At 62.5% G+C, this 19,944-nt stretch carries 16 protein-coding genes; 6 read left to right on the top strand and 10 right to left on the bottom strand.

Features of this window, described 5'->3' with window-relative positions; all coding sequences use genetic code 11:
- Positions 1-11 precede the first annotated feature (11 nt).
- The 6 genes from ABM562_RS01800 to ABM562_RS01825 form a co-directional block, all read right to left on the bottom strand.
- Entirely contained in the window at positions 12-3,668 is a 3,657-nt protein-coding gene (locus ABM562_RS01800; RefSeq protein WP_460420618.1) for a transporter substrate-binding domain-containing protein, read from the bottom strand.
- Positions 3,669-3,676: 8 nt separating this feature from the next.
- Positions 3,677-4,303 (bottom strand): response regulator transcription factor, encoded by a 627-nt coding sequence (locus tag ABM562_RS01805; RefSeq protein WP_115086046.1) that lies wholly within the window; start codon positions 4,301-4,303, stop codon positions 3,677-3,679.
- Between the two features lie 268 nt (positions 4,304-4,571).
- Positions 4,572-5,903, bottom strand: a complete 1,332-nt coding sequence (locus tag ABM562_RS01810) for a deoxyguanosinetriphosphate triphosphohydrolase (protein ID WP_115086347.1) — start codon at positions 5,901-5,903, stop codon at positions 4,572-4,574.
- A 465-nt stretch (positions 5,904-6,368) separates the two neighbouring features.
- Positions 6,369-6,701 carry a hypothetical protein gene (locus tag ABM562_RS01815; protein ID WP_115086047.1) on the bottom strand — a complete coding sequence of 111 codons (333 nt, stop codon included), beginning with the start codon at positions 6,699-6,701 and terminating at the stop codon, positions 6,369-6,371.
- Positions 6,698-7,075: a phage holin family protein gene (locus ABM562_RS01820; protein WP_115086048.1), complete on the bottom strand. Its 378-nt coding sequence runs from the start codon at positions 7,073-7,075 to the stop codon at positions 6,698-6,700. The genes ABM562_RS01815 and ABM562_RS01820 overlap by 4 nt, the downstream gene beginning before the upstream one ends.
- Before the next feature lie 9 nt (positions 7,076-7,084).
- Positions 7,085-7,399 carry an ElaB/YgaM/YqjD family protein gene (locus ABM562_RS01825; RefSeq protein ID WP_134061888.1) on the bottom strand — a complete coding sequence of 105 codons (315 nt, stop codon included), beginning with the start codon at positions 7,397-7,399 and terminating at the stop codon, positions 7,085-7,087.
- 300 nt (positions 7,400-7,699) lie between these two features.
- Between ABM562_RS01825 and ABM562_RS01830 the strand changes: the two genes are divergently transcribed.
- Complete coding sequence (locus ABM562_RS01830; RefSeq protein ID WP_115086050.1) at positions 7,700-8,908, top strand: ammonium transporter; 1,209 nt, start codon at positions 7,700-7,702, stop codon at positions 8,906-8,908.
- Between the two features lie 4 nt (positions 8,909-8,912).
- Here the strand turns inward: ABM562_RS01830 and ABM562_RS01835 are convergent, their stop codons facing one another.
- Positions 8,913-10,871, bottom strand: a complete 1,959-nt coding sequence (locus ABM562_RS01835; RefSeq protein WP_115086051.1) for a monovalent cation:proton antiporter family protein — start codon at positions 10,869-10,871, stop codon at positions 8,913-8,915.
- Between the two features lie 178 nt (positions 10,872-11,049).
- On the opposite strand from ABM562_RS01835, the gene ABM562_RS01840 reads away from it, so the two are divergent.
- The 4 genes from ABM562_RS01840 to ABM562_RS01855 all read left to right on the top strand — a co-directional run bounded on the left by ABM562_RS01840 (position 11,050) and on the right by ABM562_RS01855 (position 13,155).
- Positions 11,050-11,286: a glutaredoxin family protein gene (locus tag ABM562_RS01840; protein ID WP_038994296.1), complete on the top strand. Its 237-nt coding sequence runs from the start codon at positions 11,050-11,052 to the stop codon at positions 11,284-11,286.
- A 95-nt stretch (positions 11,287-11,381) separates the two neighbouring features.
- A complete protein-coding gene (locus ABM562_RS01845; RefSeq protein ID WP_346617093.1) occupies positions 11,382-11,813 on the top strand; it encodes a D-Ala-D-Ala carboxypeptidase family metallohydrolase in 432 nt (143 codons plus the stop codon).
- A gap of 92 nt (positions 11,814-11,905) precedes the next feature.
- A complete protein-coding gene (locus tag ABM562_RS01850) occupies positions 11,906-12,217 on the top strand; it encodes a transcriptional regulator (RefSeq protein ID WP_115086053.1) in 312 nt (103 codons plus the stop codon).
- A 50-nt stretch (positions 12,218-12,267) separates the two neighbouring features.
- The gene (locus ABM562_RS01855) at positions 12,268-13,155 is read left to right on the top strand and encodes a pseudouridine synthase (protein ID WP_115086054.1); all 888 of its coding nucleotides are present in this window, start codon (positions 12,268-12,270) and stop codon (positions 13,153-13,155) included.
- Positions 13,156-13,197: 42 nt separating this feature from the next.
- Here the strand turns inward: ABM562_RS01855 and ABM562_RS01860 are convergent, their stop codons facing one another.
- The 3 genes from ABM562_RS01860 to acnA form a co-directional block, all read right to left on the bottom strand.
- Positions 13,198-14,763 carry a methyl-accepting chemotaxis protein gene (locus ABM562_RS01860; protein ID WP_115086055.1) on the bottom strand — a complete coding sequence of 522 codons (1,566 nt, stop codon included), beginning with the start codon at positions 14,761-14,763 and terminating at the stop codon, positions 13,198-13,200.
- A 190-nt stretch (positions 14,764-14,953) separates the two neighbouring features.
- Positions 14,954-15,730: a CPBP family intramembrane glutamic endopeptidase gene (locus tag ABM562_RS01865; RefSeq protein ID WP_258578134.1), complete on the bottom strand. Its 777-nt coding sequence runs from the start codon at positions 15,728-15,730 to the stop codon at positions 14,954-14,956.
- 152 nt (positions 15,731-15,882) lie between these two features.
- Complete coding sequence (acnA, locus tag ABM562_RS01870; RefSeq protein WP_134061893.1) at positions 15,883-18,624, bottom strand: aconitate hydratase AcnA; 2,742 nt, start codon at positions 18,622-18,624, stop codon at positions 15,883-15,885.
- A 253-nt stretch (positions 18,625-18,877) separates the two neighbouring features.
- Here acnA and rlmM point away from each other — a divergent pair, with 253 nt between their 5' ends.
- Entirely contained in the window at positions 18,878-19,942 is a 1,065-nt protein-coding gene (rlmM, locus tag ABM562_RS01875) for a 23S rRNA (cytidine(2498)-2'-O)-methyltransferase RlmM (RefSeq protein WP_115086058.1), read from the top strand.
- Positions 19,943-19,944 lie beyond the last annotated feature (2 nt).

Raw genomic sequence — 19,944 nt, forward strand, 5'->3', positions numbered from 1 at the left:
CCGCCGCCTGTTCAGGCATTCCCGCGGGATCCAAGCGGTTGCGCTGGTTGTTCGTGTAGATACTTCTGCAACGCTTCTTCCAGGGCGCCCATGACGCTGACCACCTGGCGTTGGCGCCGCTCCAGTACAGGCGCCGCCTGGCTGGCCTGGCAATCGGCTTCCAGTTGCTCGCAGGCCTTGATCAAGCCGTTGGCCTGAATGATCCGTGCCGGGCCGAGGATCTTGTGCGCCTGGTTCCTCAGTTGCAGCGCGTCCTTGAGTGGATCGATAGCCTTGAGCAAGGCGCGGTCGCGTTTGAAACTGCGCAACAGCTCTTTGAGCAACTGGTGCAGATCGTGCACGCTGTCACCCACCACCGGCTCCAGAACCTGCAGGTCGAACGGCATCGGCGCGGCTGTCTGGCGGCGCGCCTGCACCTGGGGTGCTTGCGCCAGGCGCTGACCCAAGGCGTTGAGGCTGATGGGTTTGAGCAGGCAGTCATCCATACCGACCTGTTGGCAGCGCTCGCGCACTTCCGGTTGGGCGTTGGCGGTGTAGCCGAGGATGGTGCACGCTGGCCATTGATACTGACGCTCGTGGTCCCGCACCGCTTCGGCAAACTGGTAGCCATTCATCTGTGGCATGTTGCAGTCGACGATCACCACGTCGAAGTGGCCCTGGTGCCAGGCGCTGAGGCCGCTGAGACCGTTTTCGGCACTGGCATGTTCCAGCCCCAGGAAGTTCAGTTGCTGGGCGATCAGCAGCAGGTTGGCCGGATGGTCATCGATGACCAGCACTCGCAACGGCGGCAGCACGGCATTGGGGAGCGGCGCCGCAGGGGCCGGCTTGGAGGTTTCGGCCAGCAGGGTCAACGGCATGCTGATGCACACGCGGGTGCCCTGGCCGAACACGCTGTGCAAGGTCAGGTTGCCACCCATTGACTGGCACAGGTCATGGCTGATGGCCAGCCCAAGGCCAGTGCCGCTACGGGCCAGATTGCTGTCCGGATTGGCCTGGGCAAAGGGCAGAAACAGGCGCTGCTGGTCATCTGCGCGAATACCGATGCCACTGTCCTGAACCGTTACCTGCAGGATGGGCTGGTCGGGCGCGGGGCCCGGTTCCAGGGTCAGGTGCACGGTGACCTGGCCCTGCTCGGTGAACTTGATCGCGTTGCTGACCAGGTTCGACAGGATCTGCTTGAAGCGCAAAGGGTCGAGCAGCACCTCACAGCGGGCCTGGGGGGCAATCTCGAGGCTCAGGCGCAAATCCTTCTGTCGGGCCACGCCATCGAACACGCGGCCGACCGATTCCACCAGTTCCGCCAGGTTGACCGGTTCAGGCGCCAGGCTCAGGTGCCCGGTCTCGATGCGCGCCATGTCGAGGATATCGCCGATCAAGGCCAGCAGTTCTCTGGCCGAGTTGTAGGCAACCTCAATGGCCGGACGATCGATATGCCCCTGGTCGCCGCGGGTGAGGGTAAGTTCGAGCATGCCGATGATGGCGTTCATCGGTGTGCGGATCTCGTGGCTGATGGTCGCCAGGAAGACACTCTTGGCGCGATTGGCGTCATCGGCCCGCTGCTTGGCCAGGCGCAGGTCCTGGATCAGTTGGCGGCGCTCGCTGATGTCGATCCAGCCGCCAATAATGCCCTGCACCTCGCCGAGTGAGTCACGGTAAGGCAGGATCCAGTGGTAGATGGTCAGTTCACGTTCCTTGAGCAGCAAAGGCCGATCAACGATCAACGGGATCCCTTCGCGCATGACCTTCTGGTAATCGGCCTGTATCTGGCTGGCATAGCAGCTGTCGCCCAGGGTGCTGTCCTGGATGCTTTTACCCAGTACATCGTGAAGCTGCGCTTCTACCGCTTCCAGATAACTGTCGTTACAACTCTGCAACAAGCCGCCGCGATCACGCACGTACATCGGATGCGGCGTACCGTTGAGCAGGGCGCGCAAGAATTCGAGCTGATCGTTCAGGGCCCGTTCGGCGGCCTCGCGTTGCTTGATCTGGCGGCGCATCCAGGCATTCCAGGCCAGTGACAGCAGCAGCAACAGGCTGGTGCCCAGGACCACCTGGAGGATCAGTCGCTGGTACTTTTGCCAGTAGGCGTCTGTTTCTGTGCTGTAACCACGCCAGCGACTGTTGATGATGCCCAGCTCTTCCGGCGCGATGCTGAGCAATGCCTTGTCGAGGATCGACGCCAGTTCCTGGGCGCCCCGGGCAGTGGCCATGGCGAAGGTGGCGGGTTCGGCGCCGACCGAGGAACGGATCATCAGGTCGCGCTGGGAAGCCAGGCTGAAATTGGCGTTGATCAAGGCGGTGATGGCCGCATCGACGTGCCCGCTGGCCAGCAGCGAGGTGGAGTAGAAGGTGCTCTCCGTCTCGACCAGCTGGATGCCCGGGAAGCGCTGGCGCAAATCATCGAACAAGGGGCTGTCGCGAGTCAGGGCCAGGCGTCGGCCTGTCATCTGCTCCAGGGAATCGGGCTGGTCAGCGCCCTTGCGCGTCAACAGTACGTAGGAGTTTTCCAGATAAGGCCGACTGATCGCCAGGGTTCCGGCACGACGCGGGCTGGGTGAGATCGCCGCGATGACATCCGCCTGATCATGGTTGAGGCGGTCGATCATGTCACTGATTCCACTGGCCCGCTGCACTTCGAAACGCAGGCCGGTACGCAGGCGGATCAGTTCCAGCAGGTCGGCGGCAATGCCGCGAAAGTTGCCGGCGCTGTCGAAGAAGGTCAGTGGCGCGGCGGTTTCGTTGACCACCACCCGCACCACCGGATGGCCGCTCAGCCAGCGCTCTTCGCGTTGTGACAGCTGCAGTTTGCGGTCGGTCAGCAGTACATCGCTACCGGCGCTCCAGCGTTTGAAGAGGCTTTCCCGCGTACTGCTGGACACCGCGTCGAGGGTGGCGTTGATCAGCTCCAGGAGCATCTGGTTGCTGCGCTGCACGGCGAAGCTGAAACCGACCGGCTCATGTTTACCGAAGTTGGCCATCTTGACGTTCTGCAGGTGGCCTTGATTGATCAGGTAGTGGGTCGAGATGGTGTCGCCCAGAAAGACGTCGGCCTGATCGAACGCCACGGCGTTCAGTGCGTTCTGGTAGGAGGGGTAGGACTGGATGGTGGCGTCAGGGTAATTGGCCAGTACCTCATCCATTGGCAGGTAGTGATAGACCATGCTCAGGCGCAGGCCTGCCAGGCCGGTGTCCAGGGGGCGGATTTCGTTCTCGCGGGTCACCAGTACCGGTTGATCCACGGCATAGGGGATGGACAGGGCGATGCCGGGCGTGGCTGCCTCGTAGCCGTTGGTGCTGCCCAGCAGGTCGATCTGGCCTTGAGCCAGGGCTTTCACCGCCTCCTGGCGGGTGGCGTAGCGTTGCACCCTGATCGGCAAGCCCAGGGCCGAGCCGATCAGGCCGGCGAAGTCGGCGGTCAAGCCTTCGTAGTCGCGCCCGCTGGCGGTCATGTCGAAGGGCGGGTAATCCGGCGCCGAAGTTCCCAGCAGTAACTCGCCCTTGCCTTTGATCCACAGTCGCTGAGCCGGGGTCAGGGGCAGTTTCATGGCGATTGGCTCGGCACGGCTGAACAGGGTGAGCGGGGTGGCCGCGACGTCGTCCGCCCGTGTGGCAATGCTCAGGCAAGCCAGCACAGCACACAGCAGGAGGGTAAGGCTATGCCTGAGCATGGGCGCTCTCAAACCAGGGCATTGCGTTTCGCCATTTCAATCAGTTCAACCAGAGAACTGGCTTTGAGCTTTTGCATCAGTCGTTTCTTGTAGGTGCTGACCGTCTTGTTGCTGAGGAACATGCCCTGGGCAATTTCCTTGTTACTTCTGCCTTGGGCAAAAAGTTGCAGTACCATCAGCTCACGATCATTGACCTGTTTGAACAGATCCAGGTCCGAGGCTGAATCATCGTGTTTGCGTACCGGATTGATGGCCTGGCTGGGGAAATAGTTATAACCCGATAACACCGCTTTTATCGCACTAAGCAACTCGCTGAGGTCTTCCTGTTTGCACACATAGCCTGCTGCGCCGGAATGCATGCAACGAATGGCAAAAAGCGCTGGCGATTGTGCGGTCAGTATCAGGATTTTCAGCGGGATGCCCATGGCATGGAAACGCGAGAGCACTTCCAGGCCGTCCAGCCGCGGAATGCTGATGTCGAGGATGATCAAGTCCGGCAGGCATTCGCGGACCATCTGCATGGCGTCTACGCCGTTGTCCGATTCACCGACCACTCGATAGCCTTCATTCTCCAGAAGCATGCGCACCGCCAGGCGGATGACCGGGTGATCGTCGACGATGAAGACAGAATACATGTTGAACTTTCCATAAAAGTGCCAGAGGGGTAGGGGCACCTTAGCGCAGAAAGAACAGGTCGCACATGAACTTGAGGTGAGTTAATTGATATATAGGAAAAGTCCTACTAACTTTGAAATATAGGATTACAGAGGCTTCTGCTAGATAGGGGTGTCAATGCTATAGATGGTAAGGTTATGTTGCGAAAGTTTCGGGTTGTTTATATTTGTTTCAAGTGTGTCAGTAATTTCCTGTACTGCCCGGTTGCCGGGCAGTACAGGCGGTTGATCAGCTCGGGCTCGAGCGGCCGGTCATTTCACGGGCCATTTCACTGGCATAACTGTCGGTCATCCCGGCAATGAAATCGATCATGCGCAGGAACGAGGTGTGTAGGGAGGCATCCGGGCTCGGCGCGTTCTTGCCCAACAGGTCGAGAATCCGCCGGCTCTTGAACGAGGGTGTACGCCCGCCATGTTGCTCCAGGGCGGCGCCACAGAACGAATTGAGCAGGATCTCCAGGGTCGTGTAGGCGCCGATTTCATGCAGGGTCTTGCGCTTGTCCTGGAAAATTTTCTTGCGTGCGATGTCTTTGGCCTGCAGCACACAGCGTTTGGCCGGGCCGTGCATATGCTCGACCAGGTCACCGTTGAGTGTGCCTGCCAGCAACGCGTCCTGTTGTTCGACGAAAGCGCGCGCTGCGGCATTGGTCAGGTGCTCAATGGCCTTGCCGCGCAGGATCGCCAGTTTGCGCCGGCGCGAATCGTCCGGGCCCAACTGGCGGTAGGTTTCCGGCAGGTCGTCACCCACCAGGCTCAGCAGCAGCGACTCGACCTCGGCGTAGTCGAGCAGGTCCATTTCCAGGCCGTCTTCAAGGTCGATCAGGGCGTAGCAGATGTCATCGGCCGCCTCCATCAGGTACACCAACGGGTGACGGGCCCAGCGTTGCTCTTCCAGTTGCGGCAGGCCGAGCTTGCGGGCGATCTGTTCGAGCAACGGCAGTTCGCTCTGGTAGCAGCCAAATTTGTGTTTCTTGTACCCCAGGGCGTCGGCGTGACGTGCAGTCCAGGGGTATTTGAGGTAAGTACCCAGCGTGGCGTAAGTCAGCCGCGTGCCGCCGTCGAACTGGTGGTATTCCAGTTGGGTGAGGACGCGAAAGCCCTGGGCGTTACCTTCGAAGTTGAGAAAATCGCCGCGTTCGGCGGCGCTCATCGCATCCAGCCAGCCGCGCCCGGCGGCCTGTTGGAACCAGTGGCGTATGGCATCCTCGCCGGAGTGGCCGAAGGGTGGGTTGCCGATGTCATGAGCCAGGCACGCTGACTGCACGACCATGCCCAGGTCGCTGGGTTCGCACCACTGCGGCAGGCTGGCGCGCAGGGTTTCGCCGACGCGCATGCCCAGTGAGCGGCCGACGCAGCTGACTTCCAGGGAGTGGGTCAGCCGGGTGTGGATGTGGTCGTTGCTCGACACCGGGTGCACCTGGGTCTTGCGCCCCAGGCGGCGGAAGGCGCCGGAGAAGATGATCCGGTCGTGGTCTTTGTGGAACGGGCTGCGGCCGAGTTCTTCCGGGCTGTGCAGGGGTTTGCCGAGGCGTTCGCGGGTGAGCAGGGTGTGCCAATCCAAGGCCATTTCTCCGGTGCGGGGGGCAGGGGGGTAGCTTCGTGGTTTGGGTCGGGGGGTGCAAGTGGCTTTGTGAGCTTATCCGTTTGCTGTATGGGCGTTGCGGGCCCCTTCCGCCTTTACGGCGGCTTACTTTTTTCAGTCGAAAAAAAGTAAGCAAAAATTCTTGCCCCACCAGGGGCCCTACGCTGCGCTTCGGGTCCCCTCGTTCCGGTGTCGCTACGGGGCATTGCGAACTACGAGTTGCAAGCAACTCTACGTTTCGCAACTTCGGCTAACGCCGAAGGTGCTGCGCACTAGCCCCTTCGCAACACCTCCACTCGGCCCTTCTGGTTAACGGGGCCGGTGGATCAAGATCAAAAGCAGATCAAGAGCACAATTCGCTTCGCTCTTGCTAAGCGCGCAGATCTGTGGGAGCGGGCTTGACCCGCGATCGAGCGCGCAGCGGTCGTAGTTCAGGCGCTGCACTTAACGCTTGCTACCAGCCCCTTGCATGGCCAGCTTCAACAACGGAATCAAGCTGGTCCCCAGGCGCACCAGGCGGCTGACGCTGCCGCTGCGGGCGCCCTTGCCGGTCAGGAAACCCAGCAGCACCACGGCACCAATGCCCCACAGCGGCGCGTGCTTGATGCCCAGGCCGCCTTGCAGTGAGTCGCCCATGGAGCGCAAACGGGTGAGGGGGTTGAGCAGTTGCCCGGACTCATGGCGAATTTCCTGGCGGTGCATCTCCAGGCGCAGGCGCACCAAGGCCTTGCGCAGTTCCCGGCGATTGGTGGTTTGCGGTAGTTCAGGCAGGCTCATGGCAACAGGCGCTCCCGGTCCTTGGCAAGTTCTTCGAGGGTCGAGCTGAAGGGTGACGATTCATCGAACACCGCCGCCTTCAGACGCAGGCCGCAAAACAGCGCCGCCAGCCCGTAGAACACGCACAGGCCAATGATGCCGGCCAGGCGATAACTGTCCCAGAGCATCACCAGCACCAGGCCGGAGAGGGCGGTCAGCAACAGCAGGGCAAATACCAGGGCCAGCCCGGCGAACAGCAGCAAGCTGAGGGTCCGCGCTTTCTGCTCCTGCAGTTCGATGCCGAACAGTTCGACATGGCCATGCAGCAGGCCCAGCACTGCAGCGCCGAGACGCTTGCTGGAGGGACCGGCACCGGCGAGTGGTTCGCTTTCCATGCTCGGTCCTCAGCGGCGGGTGGCCAAGAGGCCGATCAGAAAGCCAACGCCGGCGGCAATGCCGATCGACTGCCAGGGGTTGCTTTGTACGTAGTCTTCGGTTGCGCTCAGGGCCGCCTGGCCGCGTTCGCGGACCGAATCCTGGGTCAGTTGCAGGGTTTCCCGGGCGCGCAGCAGGCTGTCATGGATCTGTTCGCGCAGGTCGTCGGCCTGATCGCCAGCCAGGGTTGCAGTGTGCTCCAGCAGCTTCTCGGTATCGCGTACCAGGGTCTGGAAGTCAGCCATCAATATGTCTTGAGCAGTCTTTGCCGATTTGCTGGCCATGGGGCTCTCCCTAACAGTGTGTGTGGCTATTTCGAGTCGTGGGCGCGGGCGAAGGTTCAAGTGCAATTTGCTGGTACAGCTTTTGCTTTGCCGTGGTGCGCCGGGGCCGGTGCCTGCGCCGATTGTGGGCGCGGGCGAATACCGGACCTGTAAACCTTAACCCAATCCACGACAAACCCAAGGAAAAACTCCCGTACTACCCGGATCGGCCAGGGAGGTGGCCGCAACGACGATCCAGACTGGTGCACGAAGGAGTGTTTTTGAGCTGTCTTGGTGCTTTTTTGCAGGCCTGCCTACTCCATGGAAAATTTGCAAAGCGCAGTGGACACCCTGGTCCACGGCTCCAACACGCTGTTCATTCTGCTCGGTGCGGTGATGGTTCTGGCCATGCACGCAGGTTTTGCCTTCCTTGAGGTGGGCACCGTGCGGCACAAGAACCAGGTCAACGCCTTGTCGAAGATTCTCAGCGATTTTGCCGTGTCGACCCTGGCCTATTTCTTTATCGGCTACTGGATTTCCTACGGTGTCAGTTTTCTGCAGCCGGCACAGGTGTTGAGCCAGGAGCATGGCTACAGCCTGGTGAAGTTCTTCTTCCTGCTGACCTTTGCCGCGGCGATCCCGGCGATCATCTCCGGCGGCATCGCCGAGCGTGCACGCTTCGCCCCGCAATTGTGCGCCACGGTGCTGATCGTCGCCTTCGTCTATCCGTTTTTCGAAGGTATCGTCTGGAATGGCAACTTTGGCATGCAGGTCTGGCTGGCGGAGCGTTTTGGCGCGGGTTTTCATGACTTTGCCGGCTCCGTCGTGGTGCATGCCATGGGGGGCTGGCTGGCGCTGGCGGCAGTATTGCTGCTGGGACCGCGCAACGGCCGTTACCGCGACGGCAAGCTGGTGGCTTTTGCGCCGTCGAACATTCCGTTCCTGGCCCTGGGGTCGTGGATTCTGATCGTCGGCTGGTTCGGCTTCAACGTCATGAGCGCGCAAACTCTGCAAGGGGTCAGTGGCCTGGTGGCAGTCAACTCTTTGATGGCCATGGTCGGCGGCACCGTGGCGGCCTTGCTGGTCGGGCGCAACGACCCGGGCTTCCTGCACAACGGCCCGCTGGCCGGGCTGGTGGCGGTGTGCGCAGGTTCTGACCTGATGCACCCGGTGGGCGCGCTGGCCACCGGGGCGATTGCCGGAGCCTTGTTTGTCTGGTGCTTTATTGCCGCGCAGAACACCTGGAAGATCGATGACGTGTTGGGCGTGTGGCCGCTGCATGGCCTGTGCGGAGTGTGGGGCGGGATTGCCTGCGGGATCTTCGGCCAGAGCGCCTTGGGCGGCCTGGGTGGGGTCAGCCTGATCAGCCAGTTGATCGGCAGCCTGGCCGGGGTGCTGGTGGCCTTGCTCGGCGGCTTTGCCGTGTATGGCAGCATCAAGCTGTTGCACGGCCTGCGCCTGAGCCAGGAGCAAGAGTACTACGGCGCCGACCTGTCGATTCACAAGATCGGCGCCACCAGCCAGGACTGACGGTTCAGCGCCCTGCGAGCAAGCGCGCCTCGCAGGCTTCCACGGCGCTCAGCGGGCCGCTGACCAGCACAGCATCGCCCGCGTGCAGACAGGTGCCGGTGTCTACATTCAGCTCCTCGCCCTGGCGATGCACGGCCTGCAGTTCAACACCCAATTGTTCCAGGCCCAGATCGCTCAGGGTTCGGCCGCAGGCATAGGCTTCGGCGCCGAGGTTGACCGCGTGCATCATCGCCTTGGGCAGGCCCTCGCTGTCGACCGGGCTGGTCTGGGCGCCATGGTAGAAGGCATGCAGCAGCCGGTAGCGGGTCTTGCGCACTTCATCTACCCGTTGCTGCACCTGATCTTGTGGCAGGCCGAGCATCACCAGGGCATGGGAGGCCAGCATCAGGCTCGACTCCAGCAGTTCCGGGACCACGGCAGTGGCGCCAGCGGCACGCAATTCGTCGCGCTGGCTGTCGTCGCGGGTGCGCACCAGGATCTGCACCTGGGCATGACGCTCGCGGGCGGCTTTCAACACGCTCAGGGCGATGTCGGTCTTGTCCACCGCAATCACCAGCAAGCGCGCGCGCTCAAGGCCGATGGCGGTGAGCAGTTCGCCGCGGCGTGAGTCGCCGTAGTGCACGCAGTTTTCTCCGGCGGCGGCTTCCTGGACCCGCACCGGGTCGTCATCCAGGGCAATGAAGGGGATGTCCTCGCGGCGCAGGAAGCGCCCGATCGACTGGCCGACGCGGCCGTAGCCGCAGATCAGCACGTGGCCGTTCATCGCGGCGCTTTGTGCTTCGATCTCTTCCAGATGAACTTCCTGGTTGGGCTTGCGGTGCAGGCGGGCGGCGATTGTCGGAGCGGCCCGCAGCAGCAGCGGGGTGACCAGCATCGAGCAGAAGGTCGCGGCCAGCAGCAGGTGACCGAGTTCCTCGGGCAGCAGGCGGGTCTGTTGCATCTGCGCCATCAGGGCGAAACAGAACTCGCCGCCCTGGGCCAGGGCCAGGCCGCTGCGCCAGGCGGTCTCGGCATCACTGCCGCGCAAGCGCACCAGTGCGGCCACCACAGAGCCTTTGATCAGCAGCAGGGCGAGGGTCAGGGCAAGGAGCTGCCAGCCATGGGTGGCGAACAGCTGCAGGTCGATGAGCATGCCGATACTGACGAAGAACAGCCCGAGCAAAATGTCCCGGAATGGGCGGATATCGGCTTCGATCTGATGGCGGTAATTGCTTTCTCCCAGCAACATGCCGGCGAGGAACGCGCCCAGGGCCGGCGACAGGCCCAGCAGGTGGGTCAACCAGGCGGTCAACAGCACGATCACCAGGGCCAGCAGGACGAACAGCTCGGCCGAATGCGAGCTGGCCACCTCATGGAACAGCCGCGGCAGCAGCCAGCGGCTGGCCAGCAGCAGGCCGAAGAAGAGGATCACGGTCTTGCCCAGGGTCAGCGGCAAAGCCCAGTACCAGGCCTGGCCGCCCTGGCCGGCAAACACCGGTACCAGGGTCAGCAGCAACACTGCCACCACGTCCTGGAACAGCAGCACGCCGATGGCATTCTGACCATGACTGCTGAAGATCTCGCCGAGGCTGGTCAGCTCCTTGCTGACGATCGCCGTCGACGACAGCGCCAGGCCCGCGCCCAGCATCAAGGCCACGTTGGGTTGCATGCCGAGCAGAACCAGCAGTCCGGCGAGGAGCAGGCTGGTGCAGATCACCTGCAGGCTGCCGAGGCCAAACACCACCTTGCGCAAGGCGAGCATTTTCGACAGGGAAAATTCCAGTCCCAGGGAAAACAGCAAAAAGACCACGCCCATCTCAGCCAGGTCCGGCAGCTCTTCACTTTCGTTGACCCAGTCCAGGGCGGTAGGGCCGACGAACAGGCCGACACACAAATAGCCAAGTACCGGCGGCAATTTCAGGCGCCGGAAGAACGCGATGACGACCAGCGATGAGGCCAGGATGATCAACAGGTTGGCAAACACAAAACACTCCCTTGCGAAAACAGCGAAAAAACCATTAAGTCTGAACGACTTACGCCATTTGGCCGTTGATGTGCATCAGCACTTCAATGTCATTGGCCGGTTTCAGGGGCGGCGCTCGACTGGCCCCGATTGCAGACCTAGAATAATGATCCGTTCCTACAGTTGCTGGTACCCATAAATGCCACCTGAATGCCAATTGTTCGGCACCCTGGGCTGTCACCTGTGCGAAGTGGCCGAGGCGCTGCTGATGCCGTTTGTCGAGCATGGCCTGTTGGTCGAACTGGTCGATATCGCCGAGCACGAGGGGATGATCGACACCTATGGCCTGCTCATTCCGGTGTTGCGCCGTTGCGATACCGGGGCCGAGCTGCGCTGGCCCTTCGATGCCGAGCAGGTCGTGACCTTCCTGGGGTGATGGTTCGGTCTTGGCGGGTATCTTTCCCGTCGTGCGCAACGCTGTGCTGATGTGGACAATCCTTGGCTTCTCTTACCTCGCCAAGGAGCGGCACCATGTACCTGACCGAACACTTCACCCTCGAGGAAATGACCCTCTCGGAGACCGCAGCACGCCAGGACATCGATAACCAGCCCGATAGCCGTGCCCTGGACAACCTGCGCCGCCTCTGCGCGACGCTCGAACAGGTCCGCGAGCTGGTGGGCGCGCCGGTGCTGGTCAGCAGCGGCTTTCGCTCGGTCGAACTCAACGAGGTGATTGGCGGGTCCGCCGCCAGTGCGCATACCGAAGGGCTGGCAGCTGACTTCAATGTGCCCGGGCTGACGCCGGCAGCGCTGGCGCGACGGGTGGCCGACAGCAACCTGCAGTTCGACCAGTTGATTCTCGAGTACGACCAATGGGTGCACCTGAGCCTTGCTGCGGGCCGGCCGCGCCGTCAATTGCTGACGGTGCGCAAAGGGTCCGGCTATCTCCCAGGTCTGGTCTGACAGTTGCAGTCTGATTGACGCAGACGACATCTCTGAATATGCTGTATATTAATACAGTACAGGGATGGCGCTTGCGTCGAGGGTCCGGATCAATGGTCAATGTCGAACAACTGAAATACTCCGTCAATCGCATGGCTGTCGAGGTCGTGAGTGAAGCGGTGCTCGAGTTGCGCCTTGACGGCCTGGTGCTGGAAGGCAAGACGCCGTTCAATAAAGTGCACTTCAACACCTGTTTCGCCGAGATCGAAGCCCTGTTCCAGCGCGCCGGCTACCACCGGCCACTGGATGTGGTCGGATACCAGGGGTTGTTGTACGCCCTCTACGACCCCAGCCGCTGGGAGGCGGTCGAGGTGCTGCGCTGGCTCAAGGAGTTCACCGAGGCTGCGGCTGCCGAAGCTGGCTGAGCGGGCGAGCATGGGGGATAATGGCCGGTCCATCTGTCCAGAGTGTTCCCATGGCCACGCCTCCCTTCGATCCGGCTCAGCATCAAGCCAGCACCGTGTGCCTGCCGCCCGGCAACTGGGTGACGGTAGTCGATTGCTTGAGCGAGCACTTCAAGGCCATCGGCCGCGAGCAGTGGCTCGATCGCATCGCCCGCGGCCGGGTGCTGGACGCTCAGGGCGCGCCGATCAGCGCCACGCTTGCCTACCGTCCGGGTCTGCGCATCCATTATTTTCGCGAAGTGCCAAACGAAAAGCCGATCCCGGTCGAAGAGTCCATCCTGCACATCGATGAGCACCTGGTGGTGGCGGACAAGCCGCATTTCCTGCCGGTCACCCCGACCGGCGAGTACGTCGAACAGACCTTGCTGCGCCGGCTGATCCGCCGCCTCGACAATCCCAATCTGGTGCCCTTGCACCGCATTGACCGGCACACTGCCGGGCTGGTGCTGTTCTCGGCCAACCCCCAGAGTCGTTCGGCCTATCAGTCGCTATTCCCCAACCGGCAGATCGACAAGCGCTACCAGGCCATTGCACGCGCCTTGCCCGAGCGTGAGTTTCCGCTGGTGCACAAGAGCCGCCTGGTCAACGGCGAGCCATTTTTTCGCATGCAGGAAGTCGAAGGGGTAAGCAACAGCGAAACCCTGGCCCAGGTGCTGGAGAAGAACGGCGAGCTGTGGCGCTACGGTCTCTCGCCGGTCACTGGCAAAACCCACCAGCTGCGGGTGCACATGACCGCCCTGGGCGCGAGTATCTGCAATGATCCGTTCTATCCGGACATCGCCCAGGAGCAGGATGACTACAACAAACCGTTGAAGCTGTTGGCGCAGAGCCTGCGTTTCAACGACCCATTGAGCGGTGAAGAACGTTACTTCGAAAGCCGGCTGACGCTCGACTGGTAGGGCGGGGAGCCGCGCACCGCCAGTGGCGATGCGCGGTGAGGCTTAGCGGTTGAAGCGCTCCACCAGCGAGTACTGGGTGGTAGCGGTGCGGGTCAGCTCTTCGCTGAGCAGCGCCGAATGCTGGGCCTGTTCCGAGGTCTGGTCGGCCAGCTGGGCGATGGTGCTGATGTTGCGGCTGATTTCGTCGGCAACCGCAGTCTGCTCCTCGGTGGCAGCGGCAATTTGCGTGGCCATGTCGGTGATATTGGCCACAGCTTCGCTGATACCTACCAGGGCCTGGTCGGCTTCCATCACCCGCGCAACACCTTCTTCGGCCTGGCGGTGACCGGTTTCCATGGTCTGCACGGCGCTGTTGGCGGTCTGTTGCAGCTTGGCGATCAGGCCGTGGATCTGCCCGGTGGACTCGGCGGTGCGTTGCGCCAGCTGGCGCACCTCGTCGGCCACCACGGCAAAGCCGCGGCCCATCTCGCCGGCTCGGGCCGCTTCGATGGCGGCGTTCAAGGCCAGCAGGTTGGTCTGGTCGGCAATGCCCTTGATCACATCGACCACGCCACCGATCTCGTCGCTGTCGCGGGCCAGCTGGGTCACGGTCAGGCCGGTCTCGCCGACGGCAGCCGACAGGCGCTGGATGGCCTCGCGGGTTTCTCCGGCGATGTCGCGGCCGCGCCCGGTCAGGCGATTGGCTTCCTGGGTGGCGTCGGCAGTGCGCTGCACGTGGTTGGCCACTTCCTGGGTGGTGGCGGCCATCTGGTTGACGGCGGCGGCGACCTGCTCGGTCTCCACCCGCTGGCGCTCCAGGCCCGAGGAGCTGTTGTGGGCCAGGGTGTCGGACTGGCGTGCCTGTTCGTTGAGGTGCTCGGCGGTGTCCTGCAGGCGGGTCAGGCAGGTCTTCATCCGCGCGTCCTGGCTGAGCATGGCCATTTCCAGGCGCGCCTGCACGCCGCGGCTGTCGGTATACATCTGCGCGATCAGTGGGTCGGAAGTGGTCTGTTCGGCCAGGCGCAGCAGGCGCTTGAGGCCGCGTTGCTGCCAGCTCAGGCCCAGCAGGCCGAGCGGTACCGAGAGGCCGGCGGCCAGGGCGAAGCCCCAGGAATGCCCCAGCCAGTTGCCGATCAAAAAGCCGATCTGGCTGACCAGAATGAACGGCAGCCAGTCCTGCACTACCGGCAGCCACTTGTCGCGGTGCGGAATCGCCGGTTTGCCCTGGTTGATACGCTGGTACAAGGCCTCGGCGCGACGCACTTGCTCGGCGCTCGGCTTGACTCGCACCGATTCGAAGCCTACGACCTGGTTCTTTTCGAACACCGGCGTGACATAGGCGTTGACCCAGTAATGATCACCCGACTTGCAGCGGTTCTTGACGATGCCCATCCACGGCAGGCCTTGCTTGAGCGTGGTCCACATGTGCGCGAACACGGCCGGCGGCACATCCGGGTGACGCACCAGGTTGTGCGGCGCGCGCATCAGCTCCTCGCGGGAGAAGCCGCTGATCTCGACGAAGGCGTCGTTGCAGTAGGTGATCACGCCCTTGGCATCAGTGGTCGAAATCAACCGTTGCTGAGCTGGGAAAGTCCGTTCGCGTTGGGTAATCGGCTGGTTGTTACGCATTAGCTGTTCAATCCGCAAGGCTTTCGAAAGGTATCGGCACGCCGGGGGTTTTGTTGAATGAATATTTGCAGGGCTTGATTTCGATCAAGGAGTCTTGATCTGACCTGCGCTAAGTCATTCGTGCAAAGTTCAACAAATTAGCTGCATTCTTTCATGTTTTTGACACAAAAGTCAGCTAATGACCGCATGTTCACAGCGGTGCCAGCATCGGGTAACTGAAGCCGGCAAAGTGCGCCAGGTTCAGGCCGAAATGGCACAGTAGCGCAGCGAAAAGGCCGCCATATCGGTAAGCCAGGCCATAGCCGACACCGGCAAGGCCGGCCAGCAGCACCCATTGCCAGCCGCCACCCAGGTGGGCCAGGCCGAACAGCGTCGCGGCCAGCAGCAGGGCCAGGTTCTGGTTTTTCAGCAAGCGTTGCAGGCCGCCCTGGATGTAACCGCGAAACAGCAGTTCTTCGGTCAGGCACACCAGCAACAGGTTGTTCAGGGCCCAGATCCAGCCCTGCTCTGGCCACTTCGGCGCCCAGGCAACCATTCCCAGCAGCCAGGCGCCGCCCAGGCACACCAGGATAACCAACGGCAACGTCAGGGCGAGGCTGGCGAATGGACGCTTGTTCTTCAGCGCCAGTACCCAAGGACAGGCCAACAGCAGCCAGAAGCCGATCAGCGGCTTGTCGAGGTTCAGGTACATGGAGAAGGGTAGGGCGTCGCTGCTAAAGCGCACCTTGTCGATGACCTTGGCGCCGCTGAAGCCCGGCAGCATATGCAGGGCCAGGGCGATGGCCAGCAGCACGAACAGGGCATGGCCGACCAGCTTTTGCCACAGGCTGGCACGGCGTACCAGCAAGCCGGCGCAAAGCAGGGCAATCAGGGTGGGCAGGGCCAGCAGGCCGAGGTTGCCTTTGAACAGGGCGAAGATGTAACCGAGGCCGAGCAGCGCCAGGCCGATCCATTGCGGGGCAAGCATGAGAAATCCTTTGAAAAGCACAACGTGAACCCTTCGACTGCGCTGCCACGGTCGGAGACACGCCTTTCGGCCATCCTTTGGCCATTACTGCTTATCCTACGTTGTCTGCTGCATAAGGCAAAGGCCCGGTCACCAGGGACCGGGCCGTCACTTCAGGCTGCGATCAATTGCCGCAGCACATAGTGGAGGATGCCCCCCGCCTTGAAGTACTCCACTTCATTGAGCGTGTCGATCCGGCACAGGACCTCGATCTGTTCCTGGCGACCATCCTCGCGGGTGATTTTCAGGTTCAGGGTCATGTGCGGCTGCACCTGGGCATGGCTCAGGCCGAGGATATCGATACGCTCGCGGCCGTCCAGGGCCAGGCTCTTGCGGTTCTGCCCGGGCTTGAACTGCAGCGGCAGCACGCCCATGCCAACCAGGTTGGAGCGGTGGATACGTTCGAAGCTCTCGGCCAGTACCGCCTTGACCCCCAGCAGGTTGGTGCCCTTGGCGGCCCAGTCGCGGCTGGAACCGGTGCCGTACTCCTGGCCGGCAATCACCACCAGTGGCGTGCCGTCGGCCTGGTAGCGCATGGCCGCGTCGTAGATCGCCAGCTTCTCGCCCGTGGGCACATACAGGGTGTTCCCGCCTTCTTCACCGCCGAGCATTTCGTTGCGGATGCGGATATTGGCGAAGGTGCCGCGCATCATTACTTCATGGTTGCCGCGGCGTGAGCCATAGGAGTTGAAGTCGCGGGGTTCCACGCCTTTTTCACGCAGGTAACGTCCGGCCGGGCTGTCGGCCTTGATGTTGCCGGCCGGGGAGATGTGGTCGGTGGTCACCGAATCGCCCAGCAGCGCCAGCACCCGGGCGCCGTGGACATCCTCGATCACCGGCAGCGGCCCGGTAATGTCGTCGAAAAATGGCGGATGCTGGATGTAGGTGGAATCGTCCTGCCATACATAAGTGGCCGCCTGCGGTACCTCGATGGCTTGCCACTGGGCGTCGCCGGCGAACACCTCGGCATACTCCTTGTGGAACATCGCGGTATCGACGCTGGCCACGGCGTCGGCGATTTCCCGCTGGCTTGGCCAGATGTCGCGCAGGTACACCGGCTGGCCATCTTTGCCGATACCCAGCGGTTCGCGGCTGATATCGATGCGCACGCTGCCGGCCAGGGCATAGGCGACCACCAGCGGCGGTGAGGCCAGCCAGTTGGTTTTCACCAGCGGGTGCACGCGGCCCTCGAAGTTGCGGTTGCCCGACAGTACCGAGGCGACGGTGAGGTCGGCGCTGGTGATGGCTTTTTCGATGGCTTCGTCCAGCGGGCCGGAGTTGCCGATACAAGTGGTGCAGCCGTAGCCGACCAGGTCGAAGCCCAGGGCATCCAGATACTGGGTCAGGCCGGCAGCCTTGTAGTAGTCGGTCACCACCTTGGAGCCGGGGGCCAGGGAGCTCTTGACCCAGGGTTTGCGCTGCAGGCCTTTTTCCACCGCTTTTTTTGCCACCAGCCCGGCAGCCATCATCACGCTGGGGTTGGAGGTATTGGTGCAGGAGGTGATGGCGGCGATCACGACAGCGCCGTTTCTGAGCAGGTGTTGCTGGCCCTGATATTCGTAGCTGACTTCGCCGGCCTGGTCGGCATTGCCCACTGCCACGCCGCCACCGCCTTCGCTTTCCAGGCGGCCTTCTTCCTTGCTCGACGGCTTGAGTTGCAGGCCGATGAAGTCATCGAAGGCCTGGCTGACATTAGACAGGGCTACCCGGTCTTGCGGGCGCTTTGGTCCGGCGAGGCTCGCTTCGACTTCGTTCATGTCCAGCGCCAGGGTGTCGGTAAACACCGGCTCCTGGCCGGGCAGGCGCCACAGGCCCTGGGCCTTGCAGTAGGCCTCGACCAGTTTAACTGTCGCTTCCGGGCGGCCGGACAGGCGCAGGTAATCGAGGGTAATCTGGTCGACCGGGAAGAAGCCGCAGGTGGCGCCGTATTCCGGTGCCATGTTGGCGATGGTGGCGCGGTCCGCCAGTGGCAGGTCGGCCAGACCGTCGCCGTAGAATTCGACGAATTTGCCGACCACGCCTTTTTTGCGCAGCATCTGCGTCACGGTCAGCACCAGGTCGGTGGCGGTGATGCCTTCACGCAGCTTGCCGGTCAGCTTGAAGCCGATCACTTCAGGGATCAGCATCGACACCGGTTGGCCGAGCATGGCCGCCTCGGCCTCGATGCCGCCCACGCCCCAGCCCAGCACGCCCAGGCCGTTGATCATGGTGGTGTGCGAGTCGGTGCCGACCAGGGTGTCGGGGAAGGCGTAGGTGCGCCCGTCTTCTTCACGGGTCCAGACGGTGCGGCCCAGGTACTCAAGGTTGACCTGGTGGCAGATGCCAGTGCCCGGCGGCACCACGCTGAAGTTGTCGAAGGCGTTCTGGCCCCAGCGCAGGAAGGCATAGCGTTCGCCGTTGCGCTGCATTTCGATGTCGACGTTCTGGGCAAAGGCCTGTTGGCTGGCGTAGCGGTCGACCATCACCGAGTGGTCGATGACCAGGTCAACCGGCGATAACGGGTTGATCCGCTGCGGGTCGCCGCCGGCCTTGGCCATGGCCGCGCGCATGGCGGCCAGGTCGACGACGGCCGGAACGCCGGTGAAGTCCTGCATCAGTACCCGTGCCGGGCGGTACTGGATCTCGCGGTCGGAACGCCGCTCTTTGAGCCAGTTGGCCAGCGCCGAGAGGTCGCCGCTGGTGACGGTCTTGCCATCTTCCCAGCGCAGCAGGTTTTCCAGCAGCACTTTCAGCGACATCGGCAGGCGCTGCAGGTCGCCGAGGCTGAGGGCGGCGTCGGGTAGGCTGTAATAGTGGTAGAGACGATCATCGACCGTCAGGGTCTTGAGGGTTTTCAGGCTATCGAGCGAGGGCATTACCAACTCCTTCTGCGCCGGTGAACGGCAATCTTCCCTGCTGTCGCCGGTTCACCGCCTCTGTGACAGTCCGCACGGCACGGACCTGGCTGAACGGTCAGGTTAGCCCTGTTTGGCGGACCTGACCATGTACTGGACCGGCGGGACGTGTCGCAGGTTCCGAACTTCCTTTATCATTCGCCGATTTACCGGCGCTGCGTATTGCGCCCGGTCAGGGTTGGCGTGATTGGGCGCCAGCCGTCCTGGAGTGAAGATGAATACCCTGTTTATGCATTGCCGGCCCGGTTTCGAAAGTGAAGTCTGTGCCGAAATCGCCGAGCACGCCGCACGCCTGAACGTCGCCGGCTACGCCAAGGCCAAGCCGCAGAGCGCCTGCGCCGAATTCATTTGCAACGACGCCGAAGGCGCCGAGCAACTGATGCGCGAGCTGCGTTTTGCCCAGCTGATTTTCCCCCGGCAATGGGCCCGCGGTACTTTCATCGAACTGCCGGAAACCGACCGCATCAGTGTCCTGCTCGAGGCCCTGGCCGATTATCCGCAGTGCGGCAGCCTGTGGCTGGAGGTGATGGACACCAACGACGGCAAGGAGCTTTCGACCTTCTGCCGCAAGTTCGAAGTGCCGCTGCGTAAAGCCTTGAGCAAGGCCGGGCGACTGGTCGAGGATGCGCACAAACCACGTTTGCTGCTGACTTTCGTCAGCGGCCGACGGGTGTTTGTCGGCCTGGCGGCGGCGGACAACTCGGCGATGTGGCCGATGGGCATCCCGCGCCTGAAGTTCCCCCGCGAGGCACCGAGCCGTTCGACCCTGAAGCTGGAAGAGGCCTGGCACCATTTCATCCCCCGTGACCAGTGGGATGCGCGGCTGTCCGATGACATGACCGGGGTTGACCTCGGCGCGGCGCCAGGTGGCTGGACCTATCAACTGGTCAAGCGCGGCATGCTGGTAACGGCCATCGACAACGGGCCGATGGCCGAAAGCCTGATGGACACCGGCCTGGTCCAGCACCTGATGGCCGACGGGTTTACCTACAAGCCCAAGCAGATCGTGGACTGGATGGTTTGCGACATCGTCGAGAAGCCGGCGCGCAGTGCCGCCTTGCTGGAAACCTGGTTGGGCGAGGGCTTGTGCCGGGAGGCGGTGGTCAACCTCAAGCTGCCGATGAAGCAGCGTTACGCTGAAGTGCGGCGCTTGCTCGAACGCATCGAGGAAGGCTTCAAGGCGCGCAAGGTCAAGGTGTCGATTGGCTGCAAGCAGCTGTATCACGACCGCGAAGAGGTGACCTGCCACCTGCGTCGCCTGGATCTGAAACCGCGCTGAGG

This window comes from Pseudomonas sp. ZL2 (genome assembly GCF_054788455.1).

What these genes read in the sequence shown, in the direction of transcription:
- ABM562_RS01800 (WP_460420618.1), bottom strand. Translation starts at nt 3,668, where the DNA reads ATGCTCAGGCATAGCCTTACCCTCCTGCTGTGTGCTGTGCTGGCTTGC.
- ABM562_RS01805 (WP_115086046.1), bottom strand. Translation starts at nt 4,303, where the DNA reads ATGTATTCTGTCTTCATCGTCGACGATCACCCGGTCATCCGCCTGGCG.
- ABM562_RS01815 (WP_115086047.1), bottom strand. Translation starts at nt 6,701, where the DNA reads ATGAGCCTGCCTGAACTACCGCAAACCACCAATCGCCGGGAACTGCGC.
- ABM562_RS01820 (WP_115086048.1), bottom strand. Translation starts at nt 7,075, where the DNA reads ATGGAAAGCGAACCACTCGCCGGTGCCGGTCCCTCCAGCAAGCGTCTC.
- ABM562_RS01825 (WP_134061888.1), bottom strand. Translation starts at nt 7,399, where the DNA reads ATGGCCAGCAAATCGGCAAAGACTGCTCAAGACATATTGATGGCTGAC.
- ABM562_RS01830 (WP_115086050.1), top strand. Translation starts at nt 7,700, where the DNA reads ATGGAAAATTTGCAAAGCGCAGTGGACACCCTGGTCCACGGCTCCAAC.
- ABM562_RS01840 (WP_038994296.1), top strand. Translation starts at nt 11,050, where the DNA reads ATGCCACCTGAATGCCAATTGTTCGGCACCCTGGGCTGTCACCTGTGC.
- ABM562_RS01845 (WP_346617093.1), top strand. Translation starts at nt 11,382, where the DNA reads ATGTACCTGACCGAACACTTCACCCTCGAGGAAATGACCCTCTCGGAG.
- ABM562_RS01850 (WP_115086053.1), top strand. Translation starts at nt 11,906, where the DNA reads ATGGTCAATGTCGAACAACTGAAATACTCCGTCAATCGCATGGCTGTC.
- ABM562_RS01855 (WP_115086054.1), top strand. Translation starts at nt 12,268, where the DNA reads ATGGCCACGCCTCCCTTCGATCCGGCTCAGCATCAAGCCAGCACCGTG.
- ABM562_RS01860 (WP_115086055.1), bottom strand. Translation starts at nt 14,763, where the DNA reads ATGCGTAACAACCAGCCGATTACCCAACGCGAACGGACTTTCCCAGCT.
- ABM562_RS01865 (WP_258578134.1), bottom strand. Translation starts at nt 15,730, where the DNA reads ATGCTTGCCCCGCAATGGATCGGCCTGGCGCTGCTCGGCCTCGGTTAC.
- acnA (WP_134061893.1), bottom strand. Translation starts at nt 18,624, where the DNA reads ATGCCCTCGCTCGATAGCCTGAAAACCCTCAAGACCCTGACGGTCGAT.
- rlmM (WP_115086058.1), top strand. Translation starts at nt 18,878, where the DNA reads ATGAATACCCTGTTTATGCATTGCCGGCCCGGTTTCGAAAGTGAAGTC.